The following is a 15,106-nucleotide window of genomic DNA, read 5'->3' on the forward strand; positions in this document are numbered from 1 at the left end:
TCGCGCTCATGCCCGAAAAGGTCCGCAACGTCATCCGCGGCGCCCTTGCCCTGGGCGAGCGGCCGGTGAACTCGGCGCGCAAGGGCGATCGCATGTCGCTGCTCGGCGACGCGCCGTCCGCCCGCCAGACCTTCCGCGTCTCCACGGCCACCAAGGTGGGCGATCGCGAGATCATCAAGGTTCGCCCGTTCACGCGGGTGTCCGCCAACCTGGCCATGAGCACCACCTCGGTCTCGGCCAACGTCCCGCGCTTCAACCCGGCGCAGCTCGTCAGCGATTCGGTGAACAAGGAAGAGGCCACGCCCCAGGCCGAGCCCACCGGCGAGGTCACCGTGGTGATGCGCGACCTGGGTGGACTTTCTCAGAGCGCCCGGTTCGGCGCCTCCAGCCCCATGGAAAGCGTGCTGATCAAGGTGCGCGAGGTGGCTGAGCTCTCCCGCGTGCAGCCGGGCAATCCAACGCCCCAGCCGGCGATGGCCGGTACCGCGCCCATCGCGCCCGGCGGGCAGATGCTGTCCTATGCCAACGCATCGGCGCCCCTCGGGGCGGGCCTGCCCCAGCCGATCCTTTCCGGCGTGCCGCATGCCGCCCAGCCCGACAACATCAGCTTCGTGCCGAAGACCTCCGATGAAACCCTCGGCGGCAACGAGTGGAGCGACGCCACCGTGGTGGTGAAGAAGGGTGACACCATCTCCTCCATCCTGCTCGACAACGGCGTATCGAAGGAAGATGCGCGAGCGGTGGCCGCAGCCTTCGGCCGCGGCCGCGACGGCAGCGTCAAGGACGGCCAGCGCATCCGCATGCTGCTGCAGGAAGAGAACAAGAAGGTGCGTCCCTACAAGGTCTCGCTCTTCAGCGACCTGGGGCACGAGGCCACCGTGGCCCTCACCGACCGCGACGAGTTCGTCGCCGCGCAGGAGCCATCCGAGCCGGAGGTCGCCGGCGTATCGGAGGAATCCGACGACGACAGCGGGCCCGGCATCCGGCTCTACGAGAGCATCTACGAGACCGCCCTGCGCAACGACGTGCCGCGCGCCGTCATCGCCGATATCATCCGTGTCTATTCGTTCGACGTGGACTTCCAGCGCCGCGTGCGCTCCGGCGATAATTTCGAGGTTCTGTTCTCGGACGATGCCGGCGCGTCCAACGAGGTGCTCTACGCCGCCCTCACGGTGAACCGGGAGACCCGCCGCTACTACCGCTTCCAGACCTCCGACGACGGCGTCATCGATTATTATGACGATGACGGGAAGAGCGCGAAGAAGTTCCTGGTCAGAAAGCCGCTCGCGGGCGGCATCATGCGCTCGCCCTTCGGCTATCGACGCCATCCGATCCTCGGCTATTCCAAGCTGCACACGGGCGTGGACTGGGCGGACTCCATCGGCACGCCCATCTATGCCGCCGGCAACGGCACCATCATCTATGCCAACTGGAAATCGGGGTACGGCAAGCATACCGAGATCCAGCACGCCAACGGCTATGTCAGCACCTATTCGCACCAGTCGGGCTTCGCCCGCGGCATCCGCGAGGGCGTGACGGTGCGCCAGGGCCAGCTCATCGGCTATATCGGCACCACCGGCCTCTCCACCGGGCCGCACCTCCATTACGAGGTGAAGATCAACGGCAACTTCGTCGATCCCATGCGCATCAAGCTGCCGCGCGGCCGGGCGCTGGACGGCCGGTTCCTCGCCGACTTCAAGCGGGAGCGCGAGCGCATCGATGCCTTGCTGAACCATGCCCCGGTGCCGCCCAAGGTGGCCAGCAGCTCCGGCTCCTCCGGCGGCAAGACCAAGGCCGCCAGCAACTGAGGCCAGCGGGCATCGCCCGTTGGTTCAAGCCGGCGCCGGGGGGCCCTCCTCGGCACCGGCAGGGAGCCGCAACGGCGGCATCAGCCGCACGCCACCGGAATACCGCACGCGGCAACCCGTCCGGGAGCCGCGGGAAGTCTTGGGCGCGGCCCCTATGTCCTGTTCGTGAAGTTGTGGCAAGAATGCCGGTCTCGCCTTGGGTCAAGGCCAAGCTTCACGAGCGCCCAGAATGAACCGGATCGCCCAACGCCTCGCCTGCGCCGTCTTGTTGGCGGCCACGCTTCCCCTCGCCGCCATGGCGGGGCCGGAGGAGGACTATGTCGCCGCCCGCGACAAGGCCGTCGCCGCATCGCTTGCCGCCGCCAAGGCCGGCAAGAGTTCCGATGAAGCCGTCGCCAAGCGCGAGGAAGCCGCCCTGAAGGACCTCGGCAAGCGCATGGCCGCCGTTCTCGGCCCGCTGAAGTTCAAGGGCCTCGGCACGCCCACCTATACCCTGCAGGTGCTTTCCTACAGCGAGACGGAGCCGGTCGCCCAGCTCGACGGCCTCTCCTTCGCCAACAAGGATTTCACGAGCCGCATCATCGTCACCCCGGAAGGCGTGTTCCAGGGTTGGCTCGCCGCCCGCGCCAAGGACAAGGAAGCCCCGGTGGGCTTCGCCGGCGGGCTGAAGCCGGCGGTCACCACCGACTATTTCTACAACAACGCCCTCTCCTTCGACGGTGGCGGCTACACGCCTTATGTGGCGCTTCCCGTGGCCGCGGTGCCGGGCGAGACCGCCTTCGCCATGCTCGGCCTCTATTCGGATGACGTCCCGGGCAATGCTGCGCCCGGCGATCTCGCCATCGTCCGCATCGCCGATGGCAGGGCCATGGTCGGCACCACCCAGGCCAAGCTGGACATCAAGCCCATCGCCGCCTGCGACGCCATCTGGAAGCCCTACACCGCCAAGGCGGATGCCCTGCGCAGCGCCGTGGAGAAGGAGAACAGGGAGAACGACCCGCGCTGGGACGAGATCTCCAAGACCGAGGGCGATGGCTCGGACGCCTACCGGGCCTGCTTCGCCAAGGAAGCGCCGAACCAGCCCTTCTTCGCCGCCGCGGTGAAGCAGGCCGAGGCCTTCCTCGCCACCGCGCGGGGCAAGTGAGCGCCCTGGCCTCCGCTGCCGAGGACGGCGATACCTTTTGCCATTGCCGGCCGAGGCTCCCCCGCGCCAACGATCCCGGAGACCTGACATGAGCCGCCCTGACCGACGCCGCTCGAGCGGATGCGCCCTTCTGCTCGCCGTGGGGATGGCCCTGGCACCGGCCGCCCTCGCCGGGGCGGCGCCGGCGGACGACTATATCGCGGCGCGGGACAAGGCCATGGCGGCGCTGGCCGATGCGGAAAAGGCCGGCGCCACCCCCGAGGATCTGGAAAAGCGCGACGCCGCCGCCCGCAAGACGCTGGAGCAGAAGATGAGCGCGCTGCTCGGCCCGCTCCGCTTCAAGGGGCTCACCGCCGCTTTCTCCCCCGGAACCCTGCTCGACGGCAATATCGAGTCCGGCGGGCCGGACGGCCTGCTGTTCGCCGACAAGGACTTCGCCACCCGCCTGCTGGTGTCGCCGGAGCCGGTGTTCGCCAACTGGCTGGCCGGGCGCGCCAAGGAGCAGCACGCCGCCCCGGCCCTCGGCCAGGGGATCGCGGCGGCAGCGGCGACGGAGGATTTCTACACCCTCGCCATCGGCGCCGAGGCCGCCTTCTCCCGCTACATGGAGCTGCCGCTGACCGCCCCCGAGGGCGAGACCGCGCTGGCCGCCCTCGGCCTGTTCAGCCAGGACGTGGCCGGAAACACGCTGCCCGATGCCGTGGTGATCACCCGCGTGGCCAACGGGCGGGTCGCGGTGGGCACCACCACGGTGAAGCTCGGCATCAAGTCCCTCCCCGTCTGCGACAAGGTCTGGAAGGCAACGACCGCCAGGGCCGAAGCGCTGCGCACCGCCGCGCAGAAGACGAAGAAGGAGGATGATCCGCGCTGGGAGGAGGCGAACAAGGCCGAGGGGGACGCCTGGGTCGCCTATCGCGCGTGCTTCGCCAGGGAGGCCCAGGGCCAGCCTTTCCTCGCCGCCGCCGTCAAGGGCGCCGAGGCCCTGCTCGCCACCGCCCGCGGCAACTGATCGATCCGCCGGGGTCCCCGCGCGGGCTTGCCGGGCGCCGCGCTGTCCCCGGCAGGCGGGTTCAATCCCCAACGCCTTCTGCCTGCGGCGCCCGTCACACCGCCCAGAAGGCGGCCGCACCCTCGGGCAAAGTGGCGAGGACGCGGTCGAGCCTTGCCTCATCCATGTTCCGCCGCAGGGCCCCCGCCACATCGGCGATGGCGGTATCCGGCGCGAAATTGTGGTGCCGGCGCAGGTCCTGCACCTCGACCGTCAGCGCCGCGCGATCCGCGAACGCCCGCCGCGGCTCCGCCGGATCCCAATCCGCCACGAAGATCGCCCGCAGCACCGGCGGCAGCACCCCGGCAAAGCGGATCGCCTCCGCCACCGACAACCGCCGCCGGAACACAAGCAGCACCCCCTCCGCCATGGTGTAGGCCTGATTGCGCGTGCCCAGCCCCGCCGCGTCCCGCGCATCGGCCAGGAAGCGCTCGAAATCCTCGGTGGCGTGCTGGAGGTCCAGGGGGATGGGCATGGGGGCCGGGGGTTGGGGGCGGAGAGGCACGGTAGGGGATGGCCCAAAGAGGGCTTTCGAGTTCCAGCCCATGAAAGTCCGTTCGGGGTCGTATTGCGGACGTCTAGGGCCGTGCTTCGTCCGGACGCAACGTTAACACGCGGACGCCGTCACGGGTGACCGCGACCGTGTGTTCGAACTGTGCGGAAAGCTTCCCGTCCGCGGTGACGACGGTCCATCCGTCGTCCTCTGTTCGGACCGTCCTACGCCCCTGGTTCAGCATGGGCTCGATCGTGAAGACCATGCCCTCCCGCAAAGTAAGGCCAGTTCCCGGCTGTCCGAAATGAAGCACTTGTGGCGCCTCGTGCATCTCGCGCCCGATGCCATGACCGCAGTATTCCCGCACGACCGAATAACCGTTCTGCTTTGCATGCCGCTCGATGGCGGAGCCGATGTCGCCGAGCCTGGCGCCTGGACGCACCGCGCGGATGCCCTTCCACAGGGCCTCATAGGTGGTGCGAACGAGCCGCTTGGCAGTGGGCGCCACATTCCCGATGAGGAATGTCTTGCTGGAATCCGCGATATAGCCCCCCTTCTCGAGCGTGATGTCGAAATTGACGATATCGCCGTCCTGCAAGACGTCATCCCTCGACGGCACGCCGTGGCAGACGACGTTGTTCCTCGAGCTGTTCAGCGCAAAACCGTAGCCGTACTGGCCCTTGCTGGCGGGCCGGGCTTCGAGCTGACCGACGATGAACGCCTCGACGAGGTCGTTGACCTGCAGGGTGGTCAATCCGGCGAGGGGCCGCCCATCCAGGTGCGCGAACACCAACGCGAGCAGACGGCCCGACTCCGCCAGGAGCTCAACCTCGGCCGGCGTCTTCGTCATGGAGCCACAGCCTCGGAAACAGGGGCGTCGACGCCCGCATCCTTCAACTCACGCGCCACCAGCTCCTGGAAAGTGAGGCCCGGGTTCAGCTCGCAGAGCATGCCGATCCTGATCCAGAACGCCGCCTGGGCATTGATCGACCGATAGGACACCTTGCTCGCCCGGCGCAGCTGCTCGTGCAGCTCGTCCTCGATATTTACGATTCCCACTGCGAGCCCTCGAATATACGATTCATATACGCCTCATATACGCGAACTTGAGGCGCGACAAGCGGTCCGCCGGCGGCCGCGTTGTGCTGAACGTCCGCTCGGGGTCGCGCACAGGGCATAACTCCGGACCCAAAATCCCACCAAAACAAAAAGCCCCCGGCGCATCACGCCGGGGGCCATTCTTCTCACCGAAGCTTCCGCCCCGGCCCTCGTCTCACGCCGCCTGGTCCACCTTCGCCGCCTCGCTGGCGAAAGTCAGGTGCCCGCCCTCCAGGCCCACCTTCACCTTGGCGCCGTCCAGGATCTCGCCGCCGAGGATCTTCTCGGCCAGGGGGTCCTGCACCAGCTTCTGGATGGTGCGCTTCAGGGGGCGCGCGCCATAGGCGGGGTCGTAGCCCTTTTCGGCGAGGAAGTGCCGCGCCTCGGGGGAGAGCTCGATGGTGATCTTGCGATCCTCCAGCAGCTTGCGCAGCCGGCCCATCTGGATATCGACGATGGTGTCCATCTGCTCCCGCTTCAGGCGGTGGAACATGACGATCTCGTCGATCCGGTTGATGAACTCGGGGCGGAAGTGACGCCGCACCGCGCCCATCACCATGTCGTAGGCCTCCTCGTCCGACACCACCTGGTCGCCCTCGTGGCCCGGCACCTTGAAGCCCATGGGCTGGCGGGGGTCGGCCAGGAACTCGGCGCCGAGGTTGGAGGTCATGACGATGAGCACGTTGCGGAAGTCCACCGTGCGGCCCTGCCCGTCCGTCAGCCGCCCGTCGTCGAGCACCTGCAGGAGGACGTTGAACACGTCCGGATGCGCCTTCTCCACCTCGTCGAACAGCACCACCTGATAGGGCCGGCGGCGGACCGCCTCGGTGAGCGCGCCGCCCTCGTCATAGCCCACGTAGCCGGGAGGGGCGCCGATGAGGCGGCTCACGGAATGCTTCTCCATGTATTCCGACATGTCGATGCGCACCATGGCCGTCTCGTCGTCGAACAGGAATTCGGCGAGCGCCTTGGTCAGCTCGGTCTTGCCGACGCCGGTGGGGCCCAGGAACAGGAACGAGCCGATGGGCCGGTTCGGGTCCTGAAGGCCGGCGCGGGCGCGGCGCACGGCGGTGGACACGGCGGCCACCGCCTCCGCCTGGCCGACCACGCGCTTTGCCAGCTCCAGCTCCATGCGCAGCAGCTTCTCGCGCTCGCCCTCAAGCATCTTGTCCACCGGCACGCCGGTCCAGCGGGAGACCACGCCGGCGATGTGGCCGGGCGTCACCGCCTCTTCCACCATGCCGCCGTTGGCGCCGGCCTTCTCGATCTCGGCAAGCTTCTTCTCCAGCTCCGGGATCACCGAATAGGTGAGCTCGCCGGCCTTCTGGTACTCGCCCTGCCGCTGCGCGGTGGCGAGGTCCGCCCGTGCCTGGTCGAGCTTGGCCTTGACGGTGGTCGCCTCGCCCAGCTTCTCCTTCTCGGACTTCCACTTGGAGGTGAGGACGGACGCCCGCTCCTCAAGGTCGGCCAATTCCTTCTCGGAACGCGCGAGGCGGTCCTTGGAGGCGGTGTCGGTCTCCTTCTTGAGGGCCTCCTGCTCGATCTTGCGGCGCATGATCTCGCGGTCGAGGCTGTCCAGCTCCTCGGGCTTGGAATCCACCTGCATGCGCAGGCGCGAGGCGGCCTCGTCCACGAGGTCGATGGCCTTGTCCGGCAGGAAACGGTCGGTGATGTAGCGGTTGGACAGCACCGCCGCCGAGACGAGGGCCGAGTCGGTGATGCGCACGCCGTGGTGCAGCTCGTACTTCTCCTTCAGGCCGCGCAGGATGGAGACGGTATCCTCCACCGTGGGCTCGGAGACGAAGACGGGCTGGAAGCGGCGGGCCAGCGCCGCATCCTTCTCCACGTGCTTGCGATACTCGTCGAGCGTGGTCGCGCCGACGCAGTGCAGCTCGCCGCGGGCAAGGGCGGGCTTCAGCAGGTTGGAGGCGTCCATGGCGCCGTCGGTCTTGCCGGCGCCGACCAGGGTATGCATCTCGTCGATGAACAGGATGATGCCGCCTTCCGCGCTCTCGACTTCCGAAAGCACGCTCTTCAGGCGCTCCTCGAACTCGCCGCGATACTTCGCGCCGGCGATCAGGGAACCCATGTCGAGGGCGAGCAGGCTCTTGTTCTTCAGGCTCTCGGGCACGTCGCCATCGACGATGCGGCGGGCGAGGCCCTCCACGATGGCGGTCTTGCCGACGCCGGGCTCGCCGATCAGCACGGGATTGTTCTTGGTGCGGCGCGCCAGCACCTGGATGGTGCGGCGGATCTCCTCGTCGCGGCCGATGACCGGATCGAGCTTGCCGTCCCGCACGGCCTGGGTCAGGTCGCGGGCATATTTCTTCAGGGCGTCGTAGGCGTTCTCGGCGGTGGCGGTGTCCGCGGTGCGGCCCTTGCGCAGGGCCTCGATGGCCGCGTTCAGGGTCTGCGGCGTCACGCCGGCCTTGGCCAGCAGCTTGCCGGCGTCGGTGTCCTTCTCGATGGTCAGGGCAAGCAGCATCCGCTCGACCGTGACATAGCCGTCACCGGCCTTCTTCGCCGCCTGCTCGGCGGTCTCAAACACCTTCGCCAGTTGCTGGCTGAGATAAACCTGCCCCGAACCGCCCTGGACCTTTGGCAGCTTCTTCAGGGCAGCTTCCACTTCGGCTCGCACCAGCGTGGGATTTCCGCCCGCACGCTGGATGAGACCGGAGCAAAGACCTTCGGGATCGTCCATCAGCACCTTGAGAAGGTGCTCCGGGGTGAACTGCTGGTTCCCCTCCCGCACCGCCAACGACTGGGCGGACTGGACGAAGCCACGTGCACGCTCGGTATAGATTTCGAAATTCATGCCTCTCCTCCTTCTCGCGCCCGGTACCTTCTTCACGAAGCGTAGGGGGCACGGTGGGACACGGTCCCGGCATCCCCGGCTACCGCCACGCAAGCTGGACAAGCCTGCGCCTCGGCTCATGTGGGAACGGCTTGGCAGGGAGGGAAGAGGGGCGGCGCGGATTTTGCGTGTGCCCTCAAGCCCCCCAAACGATCCCCTGTCGCCTCGCCCGGCCTTCCCGCTGGAAGCAGCTCGCAGCCTGCACCGGCGGCCGCGCCCGCGCATTGATCCAGCACGCGTCCCGGCGCCTGCCGGATCCCCCTGCCTTGACCCCGCCGCCGTCCGGTGGGACGCGTGGGACACCCGAACCGAGGAGCCCCATGCCTGGCCCTGCCCCCGCCCCCGGATCCGCCCTGCCCCCCGCCGAGGTCGCCGCTCTCTACCGCCACCCGGTGAAGGGCCTTTCCCCCGAACCCCTCGACGCGGTGGAGCTGACGGCGGGCGCCTTTTTCCCGGACGATCGCATCTATGCGGTGGAGAACGGGTCGAGCGGCTTTGATCCCGCCGCCCCCGCCTACCGGCCGAAGACCGCCTTCCTCATGCTCATGCGAGACGCCCGCCTCGCCGGCCTCTCCTCGCGCTACGACGGGACCACCACCACGCTCACGCTGGAGCTGGAGGGCCACGAGGTGCTGCGCGCGAACCTCTCCACCGCCGAGGGCCGCGCCGAGGTCGAGGGCTTCCTCACCTTCTTCATGGGCGAGGCGGCGCGTGGTCCCTTGAAGCTGCTCACCGCGCCGGAAGGCTTCCGCTTCACCGATTCCCTCCGCTCCGGCTTCCTCTCCTTGCTCAATCTCGACAGCGTGCGCGACCTCTCCGCCCGCATGGGCGCCGAACTCGACCCCCGGCGCTTCCGCATGAACCTGCACCTCTCCGGCTGGCCTGCCGGTGCGGAGCTGGAGCTTGCGGGGGCGCGTCTCACCGTGGGGGAGGCGGAGATCGCCATCCTCAAGCGCACGGAACGCTGCGCGGCGGTGAACGTGAACCCTGAGACCGCTGCCCGAGACCTCAACGTGGTCAAGGGCTTGATGGTGTCCTACGGGCATGCGGACTGCGGCATTTACGCCAAGGTGACGCGATCGGGCCGCGTGCGCGTCGGCGATCAAATTGCTGTCGCATCCGCGTGAATCATCTCGGACGGGATTCCCCTGGAGAGCGCCTGCGATGAACCGTCCGCCCCACACCCCCGCCGTCCGCTTGCGTGCCCTCTTCCTCGCCCTCGCCCTCGCCCTGTCGGTTCCCGCAGCGGGCGCCGCCCTGCCGGCCCATGCCGCGAGCTTCGGCTGCCTGGAAGCGGCGGGCGAGGACGAGGCCACCATCTGCAAGGACTGCACGCTGGCCCAGCAGGACGTGAAGATGGCGACGCTCTACGGCGTGCTCACCAAGCTCATCGGCATGGGCCAGCGGGGCGTGGTGCAATATGAGCAGCAGGTCTGGCTGAGGCATCGTGCCGAGTGCAAGACTGACCGCGCCTGCCTGGCGAAGGCCTATGACACGCGCATCGGCCAGCTCGAGGACGCCTTGAACAACATCTATTCCCGCGGCCCCTTCTGAGGCATGCTGCGGCGATCCCGGCGGGCTGCGCAGCCCGCCTTCAGATCTGGCGATTCATGAGCCCCCTGAGCCATTTCGAGGCGGTGGACACCTGGGTGTTCGACCTCGACAACACCCTCTACCCCGCCCACCACGACCTCTGGACGCAGATCGACGCCCGGATGAAGGGCTACATCTCCGACCTGCTCGGCATCGCGCCGGAAGAGGCCTTCCGCATCCAGAAGGACTATTACCGCCGCTATGGCACCTCGCTGCGCGGGCTCATGATCGAGCACGGGGTGGAGCCGGATGCCTTCCTCGCCCATGTGCATGACGTGGATCTGACAGGGCTCGACGCGTCCCCCCGCCTCGCCGCGGCCATCGAGGCGCTGCCAGGGCAGAAGCTGGTCTATACCAACGGCTCCGAGCGCCACGCCCGCAACGTGCTGGAAAAGCTGGGCATAGATGCGCACTTCGCCGCCGTGCACGACATCGTCGCCGCCGAGTTCCACCCCAAGCCCACCGAAGAGGCCTACCAGCGCTTTCTCCGCGCGCATGGCGTGGACCCGGTGCGGGCCGCCATGTTCGAGGACCTCGCCCGCAATCTGGAAGTGCCCCACCGCCTCGGCATGATCACCGTGCTGGTGGTGCCGCACGGAGAGGTGATCGCCGCCCGCGAGAGCTGGGAGTTCGAGGGCCGCGAGGACGCCTATGTGGACCACATCACGGAAGACCTCGCCGGCTTCCTGGAGACGGTTGCGCACGACGCGCCCGCGCCCGGCGCCGGCATGACATAGGACGGGCGAGCGGATCCACCTCCGGATACGACGGGGCGCCCCGGCGCGGAACGCGGCCGGCGGATTGGGGAGGCTGCGATGGATCAGGTGAGCATCCAGTACCAGAGCAGGACCGGCAACTGGACCACGGTGATGGTGGTGCAGAACCTTTCGCCCAACATCGCCATCGGCATGCAGTCGGCGGCGCGGGCCAATCCCGGCTGCCGGGTGCGGGCGGTGGATTCCGCGGGCCGCGTGGTGGACATCCTGTGATGGCCGCCGGCACCCCCCGCATCCGCCCCCTCACCCCGGCCGAGGTGGACATCGCAGTGGAATGGGCCGCCCGCGAGGGCTGGAACCCGGGCCTTGCGGATGCGCGCGCCTTCCTCGCCCAGGATGCCGGCGCCTTCCGGGGCCTGTTCCTGGACGATGAGCTCGCCGCGACCCTCTCCGCCACCACCTACGCCGGGGGCTTCGCTTTCGTCGGCTTCTACATCTGCCGGCCGGACCTGCGAGGGCGGGGTCTGGGCTACGCCTTGTGGCAGGAGACCTTCGCCGGGCTGGCAGGAACGGTGGGCCTCGACGGGGTTCTGGCGCAGCAGGAAAATTACGCCCGCTCCGGCTTCGTGCTCGCCCACCGCAACATCCGCTATGGCGGGCCGGCACCGGCGACCCCGCCCGATGCGCGCGCCACCCGCATCACGCCCGCGCACTATCCTCAGGTCGCGGCGCTGGACCGGCGCTGCTTCGGCTTCGCTCGCCCGGACTTCCTCACCGCCTGGCTTGACCCGCCCCACGGGCGGGCGCTGATGCTGGCGGAAGACGACCTCGTGAAAGGCTATGGCGTGGTGCGCCGCTGCCGGGAGGGGCACAAGATCGGCCCCCTGTTCGCGACCGACGCCCGATCGGCCGAAGCCCTGTTCGGAGCGCTCGCCGCCGAGGCCCAGGGTGGCCCGGTCTTCCTCGACGTGCCCGAGCCCAATGCCGCCGCCCGCGCGCTGGCGGACGCGGCCGGGCTCGCCCCCGTGTTCGAGACGGCGCGCATGTATCGCGGGCCGGCGCCGGACCTGCCGCTGCAGGACATCTTCGGCATCACCACCTTCGAGCTGGGCTGATCCGCCTTGCCTCCGCCGCACCCCGCCGCTACCTGAAGCGCCACGGCAACGGAGGCACAGGTGGCATACGGACTGATCGGCGGGGCGGGCGTGGGGCTCGTCCTGGGGGGCCCGCTCGGGGCGCTGCTGGGCGCGCTCGCGGGGCATGCCCTCGACCGCCTGCTGCTCGCCCCGGCCCCGAAGCCCGCCGCCTTCTCGGTGGCGCTCATCGCCCTCTCCGCCAAGATGGCGAAGGCCGACGGCGTGGTGGTGCCGGCGGAGGTGGAGGCCTTCCGCGAGGTGTTCGACATCCCGCCCGAGGATCTCGACGCCGTCGCCCGTCTCTTCAACCTCGCCAAGCAGGACACCGCCGGCTTCGAGGCCTATGCCCGGCAGGTGGCCGAGATGTTCGCCGACGACGAGGACACCCGCGAGGACCTGCTCGACGCCCTGTTCCACGTGGCGAAGGCCGACCACGCTGTGCACGAGAAAGAGCTGGCCTTCCTCGCGGAGGTCAGCCGCATCCTCGGCTTCTCCGGCGCCGCCTATGCCCGCATCGAGGCGCGGCATGTGCGCCGGCCGGACGATCCCTATGCCGTGCTCGACCTCGGCCCCGGCGCCAGCGACGCCGAGGTGAAGGCCCGCTGGCGCGCCTTGGTGGCGAGCCACCATCCCGACCGGATCGCCGCCCGGGGCCTGCCGCCCGCCGCCCTCAGGCTCGCCAACGACCGGGTGGCAGCCCTGAACGCCGCCTATGACCGCATCACCCGGGAAAGGGCGCTGCCGTGACCGACGCAGGTCCCCTCTCCATCCCCGACAGCGCGCTGGTGGACGAGATCGTCCCTTCCCCCAATTTCGGGGCGCGTCGCTCTGCCGTGGACATGCTGGTCCTGCATTACACCGGCATGGCCAGCGCAGGCGCGGCCATCGACCTCCTGCGCACGCCGGCGGCTGAAGCTTCCTGCCACTATGTGGTGCGCGAGGACGGATCGGTGGTGCAGATGGTGGCCGAGGCGGCACGCGCCTGGCATGCCGGGCTCTCCTCCTGGGAGGGCATCTCCGACACCAATTCCCGCTCCATCGGCATCGAGATCGTCAATGGCGGCCACGATTTCGGCCTGCCGCCCTTTCCCGCCGCGCAGGTCGCCGCGGTCATCCGCCTGTCGGCCGACATCATAGCCCGCCACGCCATCCGCGCCGACCGGGTGCTCGCCCATTCGGACGTGGCGCCGGGCCGCAAGCGCGATCCGGGCGAGGCCTTTCCCTGGGCCGCGCTCCATGACGCGGGCATCGGCCACCTGGTGCCGGAATCGAAGGCCGCGGGCGGGCGCTTCTTCATGCTGGGGGACCAGGGGCAGCCGGTGGCCGCGCTCAAGGGCATGCTCGCCCTCTACGGCTACGGCATCGCCCTCGACGACGTCTATGACGCGGCGACGCAGGACGTGGTGGCCGCCTTCCAGCGCCATTTCCGCCCCTCCAGGGTGGACGGCGTGGCGGACGCCTCCACCATCCTCACCCTGCGGGAGCTGATCGCCACACGGCCGGCAGACGCGCCGGCGGCGGGATGACGCTCAGATGATGCCGGTCAGCAGCAGATCGTGGATGTGCAGCACGCCCACCGGCGCCCGGCCGTCCACCACCATGAGGGCGGTGATCTTGCGGCTGTTGAGCACGTTCAGCGCCTCGGAGGCGAGCTGGTCCGGCCGCACGGTGCGCGCGCCGCGGGTCATGATCTCGTCCACGCTGCGGGCGGTGAGGTCATTGGCCATGTGGCGGCGCAGGTCGCCGTCGGTGACGATGCCGACGAGGCCGCCGGCCTCGTCCACCACGCCCACGCAGCCGAGGCCCTTGGCGCTCATCTCCACCAGCGCGCCGCCCATGAGGGTGCCCGCCTTCACCACCGGCACCTGATCGCCGGAGCGCATCACGTCGCGCACGAACTTCAGGCTGGCGCCGAGCTTCCCGCCCGGATGGAGCTGGCGGAAATCCAGCGCGGTGAAGCCGCGGCTCTGCAGCAGGGCCACCGCCAGCGCGTCGCCCAGCGCCAGCTGCATCACCGTGGAGGTGGTGGGGGCGAGGCCGTGGGGGCACGCCTCCTGCGACACCGGCAGGGTGAGCACCACGCTCGCCGAGGAGGCGAGCGCGCTCTCCGCATTGGAGGTGAAGGCGATCAGCGGCACGTCGAAGCGCCGCGAATACTCCACGAGGTCGCGCAGCTCCACCGTCTCGCCCGACCAGGAGAGGGCGACGATCACGTCGTCCGTGGTGATCATGCCCAGGTCGCCGTGGCTCGCCTCGGCGGGGTGGACGTAATGGGCGGGGGTGCCGGTGGAGGCCAGCGTCGCGGCGATCTTGCGCGCCACGTGCCCGCTCTTGCCCATGCCGGTGACGATCACCCGCCCATGGGAATTCTGGATGGTGGCCACGGCCACGTCGAAGGCCGAGCCGAGTGGCCCGGCCATGGCCTCGGCGAGGGCCTGCAGGCCGGCCTTCTCCGCCTCAAGGGTCGCAAGGGCGGAAACCACCGAGGCGGTGTGGACGTGCGGACCGTCGTCGGCCGCGGCTTTGTTCGCCGGAGAACGCATCATGGAAACTGGATAGCACCGATCGGCGGCGAAGGGGAGCGCCGGCAGGCGCGCCTTCAGCCGCCATGCTTTTCCAGGAACGCCTCGATGGGGAGGGCGCGGAAATCCGGCAAGGCGGCGCGCAGCTTCTCGTGGCTCCAGTCCCACCAGGCGAGGCGCTGGAGGCGCAGGGCGATCTCCTCCGGGAAGCGCCATTTCACGAGGCGCGCCGGCACGCCGGCAACGATGGCGTAGGCCGGCACGTCCTTGGACACCACGGCACCCGCCGCCACCACCGCCCCGGTGCCGACGCTGCGGCCGGCGAGCACCACCGCGCCATGGCCGATCCACACGTCATGACCAAGCGTGAGCTTCTGCTCGCGCCGCCACCCGAAGAATTCCACCTCGTCCGCCTCCCCCGGGAAATAGGCCGAGGCGCGGTAGGTGAAATGCGCCTGCGAGGCCCGCCAGGTGGGGTGGTTGCCCGGATTGAGCCGCGTCATGGCCGCGATGGAGCAGAACTTGCCGATCTGCGCATAGGCGATGTCGGCATCGTTCACCACATAGGAATAGTCACCCATCTCCACTTCGAGCAGCTTGGTGCGGGGCCCCACCTCGGTATAGCGGCCGAGGGTGGAGGCCTTCACCTGCGCGGTGGGATCGATCAAGGGCTGTTCGCCAAGCACCTTCATGG

General features: G+C 69.1%; 16 protein-coding genes (1 of these 16 only partly in view). 10 read left to right on the plus strand and 6 right to left on the minus strand.

Annotated features, from left to right (window positions below):
• The 3 genes from V5F59_RS22845 to V5F59_RS22855 all read left to right on the plus strand — a co-directional run.
• Nucleotides 1-1,808, plus strand: the 3' portion of a protein-coding gene (locus tag V5F59_RS22845; protein WP_393982719.1) for a M23 family metallopeptidase. The gene continues 214 nt to the left of window position 1, outside the view; only the last 1,808 of its 2,022 coding nucleotides appear in the window; its start codon lies off the left edge, out of view; its stop codon occupies nt 1,806-1,808.
• Nucleotides 1,809-2,037: 229 nt separating this feature from the next.
• Nucleotides 2,038-2,952: a hypothetical protein gene (locus V5F59_RS22850; RefSeq protein ID WP_393982720.1), complete on the plus strand. Its 915-nt coding sequence runs from the start codon at nt 2,038-2,040 to the stop codon at nt 2,950-2,952.
• Between the two features lie 88 nt (nt 2,953-3,040).
• Nucleotides 3,041-3,961: a hypothetical protein gene (locus V5F59_RS22855; RefSeq protein WP_393982721.1), complete on the plus strand. Its 921-nt coding sequence runs from the start codon at nt 3,041-3,043 to the stop codon at nt 3,959-3,961.
• 94 nt (nt 3,962-4,055) lie between these two features.
• Here V5F59_RS22855 and V5F59_RS22860 read toward each other — a convergent pair whose 3' ends face one another.
• The 4 genes from V5F59_RS22860 to clpB form a co-directional block, all read right to left on the minus strand.
• Complete coding sequence (locus tag V5F59_RS22860; protein ID WP_393982722.1) at nt 4,056-4,475, minus strand: DUF2267 domain-containing protein; 420 nt, start codon at nt 4,473-4,475, stop codon at nt 4,056-4,058.
• Nucleotides 4,476-4,578: 103 nt separating this feature from the next.
• Nucleotides 4,579-5,343, minus strand: a complete 765-nt coding sequence (gene map, locus V5F59_RS22865; RefSeq protein ID WP_393982723.1) for a type I methionyl aminopeptidase — start codon at nt 5,341-5,343, stop codon at nt 4,579-4,581.
• Nucleotides 5,340-5,552, minus strand: a complete 213-nt coding sequence (locus V5F59_RS22870) for a ParD-like family protein (protein WP_393982724.1) — start codon at nt 5,550-5,552, stop codon at nt 5,340-5,342. Before V5F59_RS22870 ends, map begins: the two co-directional genes overlap by 4 nt.
• Nucleotides 5,553-5,766: 214 nt before the next feature.
• Nucleotides 5,767-8,406, minus strand: coding sequence for an ATP-dependent chaperone ClpB (gene clpB, locus V5F59_RS22875; RefSeq protein ID WP_393982725.1), 2,640 nt, complete (start codon nt 8,404-8,406; stop codon nt 5,767-5,769).
• 359 nt (nt 8,407-8,765) lie between these two features.
• Between clpB and V5F59_RS22880 the strand changes: the two genes are divergently transcribed.
• The 7 genes from V5F59_RS22880 (at nt 8,766) to V5F59_RS22910 (ending at nt 13,416) form a co-directional block, all read left to right on the plus strand.
• A complete protein-coding gene (locus tag V5F59_RS22880; protein ID WP_393982726.1) occupies nt 8,766-9,572 on the plus strand; it encodes an MOSC domain-containing protein in 807 nt (268 codons plus the stop codon).
• Between the two features lie 37 nt (nt 9,573-9,609).
• Entirely contained in the window at nt 9,610-9,999 is a 390-nt protein-coding gene (locus V5F59_RS22885; RefSeq protein WP_393982727.1) for a lysozyme inhibitor LprI family protein, read from the plus strand.
• A 56-nt stretch (nt 10,000-10,055) separates the two neighbouring features.
• Entirely contained in the window at nt 10,056-10,775 is a 720-nt protein-coding gene (locus V5F59_RS22890) for a pyrimidine 5'-nucleotidase (protein WP_393982728.1), read from the plus strand.
• Nucleotides 10,776-10,853: 78 nt separating this feature from the next.
• Nucleotides 10,854-11,027 carry a hypothetical protein gene (locus tag V5F59_RS22895; protein WP_393982729.1) on the plus strand — a complete coding sequence of 58 codons (174 nt, stop codon included), beginning with the start codon at nt 10,854-10,856 and terminating at the stop codon, nt 11,025-11,027.
• Nucleotides 11,027-11,869 (plus strand): GNAT family N-acetyltransferase, encoded by an 843-nt coding sequence (locus tag V5F59_RS22900; protein ID WP_393982730.1) that lies wholly within the window; start codon nt 11,027-11,029, stop codon nt 11,867-11,869. The genes V5F59_RS22895 and V5F59_RS22900 overlap by 1 nt, the downstream gene beginning before the upstream one ends.
• A gap of 60 nt (nt 11,870-11,929) precedes the next feature.
• Nucleotides 11,930-12,637, plus strand: coding sequence for a TerB family tellurite resistance protein (locus V5F59_RS22905; protein ID WP_393982731.1), 708 nt, complete (start codon nt 11,930-11,932; stop codon nt 12,635-12,637).
• Entirely contained in the window at nt 12,634-13,416 is a 783-nt protein-coding gene (locus V5F59_RS22910; protein ID WP_393982732.1) for an N-acetylmuramoyl-L-alanine amidase, read from the plus strand. The genes V5F59_RS22905 and V5F59_RS22910 overlap by 4 nt, the downstream gene beginning before the upstream one ends.
• 3 nt (nt 13,417-13,419) lie before the next feature.
• Here the strand turns inward: V5F59_RS22910 and V5F59_RS22915 are convergent, their stop codons facing one another.
• Nucleotides 13,420-14,436, minus strand: a complete 1,017-nt coding sequence (locus V5F59_RS22915; protein WP_393982733.1) for a KpsF/GutQ family sugar-phosphate isomerase — start codon at nt 14,434-14,436, stop codon at nt 13,420-13,422.
• A gap of 53 nt (nt 14,437-14,489) precedes the next feature.
• On the minus strand, nt 14,490-15,104 hold the full coding sequence (locus tag V5F59_RS22920) for an LbetaH domain-containing protein (protein ID WP_393982734.1): 615 nt from the start codon (nt 15,102-15,104) through the stop codon (nt 14,490-14,492).
• Nucleotides 15,105-15,106: the final 2 nt, after the last annotated feature.

The organism is Xanthobacter nonsaccharivorans, assembly GCF_043194755.2.
Classification (GTDB): domain Bacteria; phylum Pseudomonadota; class Alphaproteobacteria; order Rhizobiales; family Xanthobacteraceae; genus Xanthobacter; species Xanthobacter autotrophicus_G.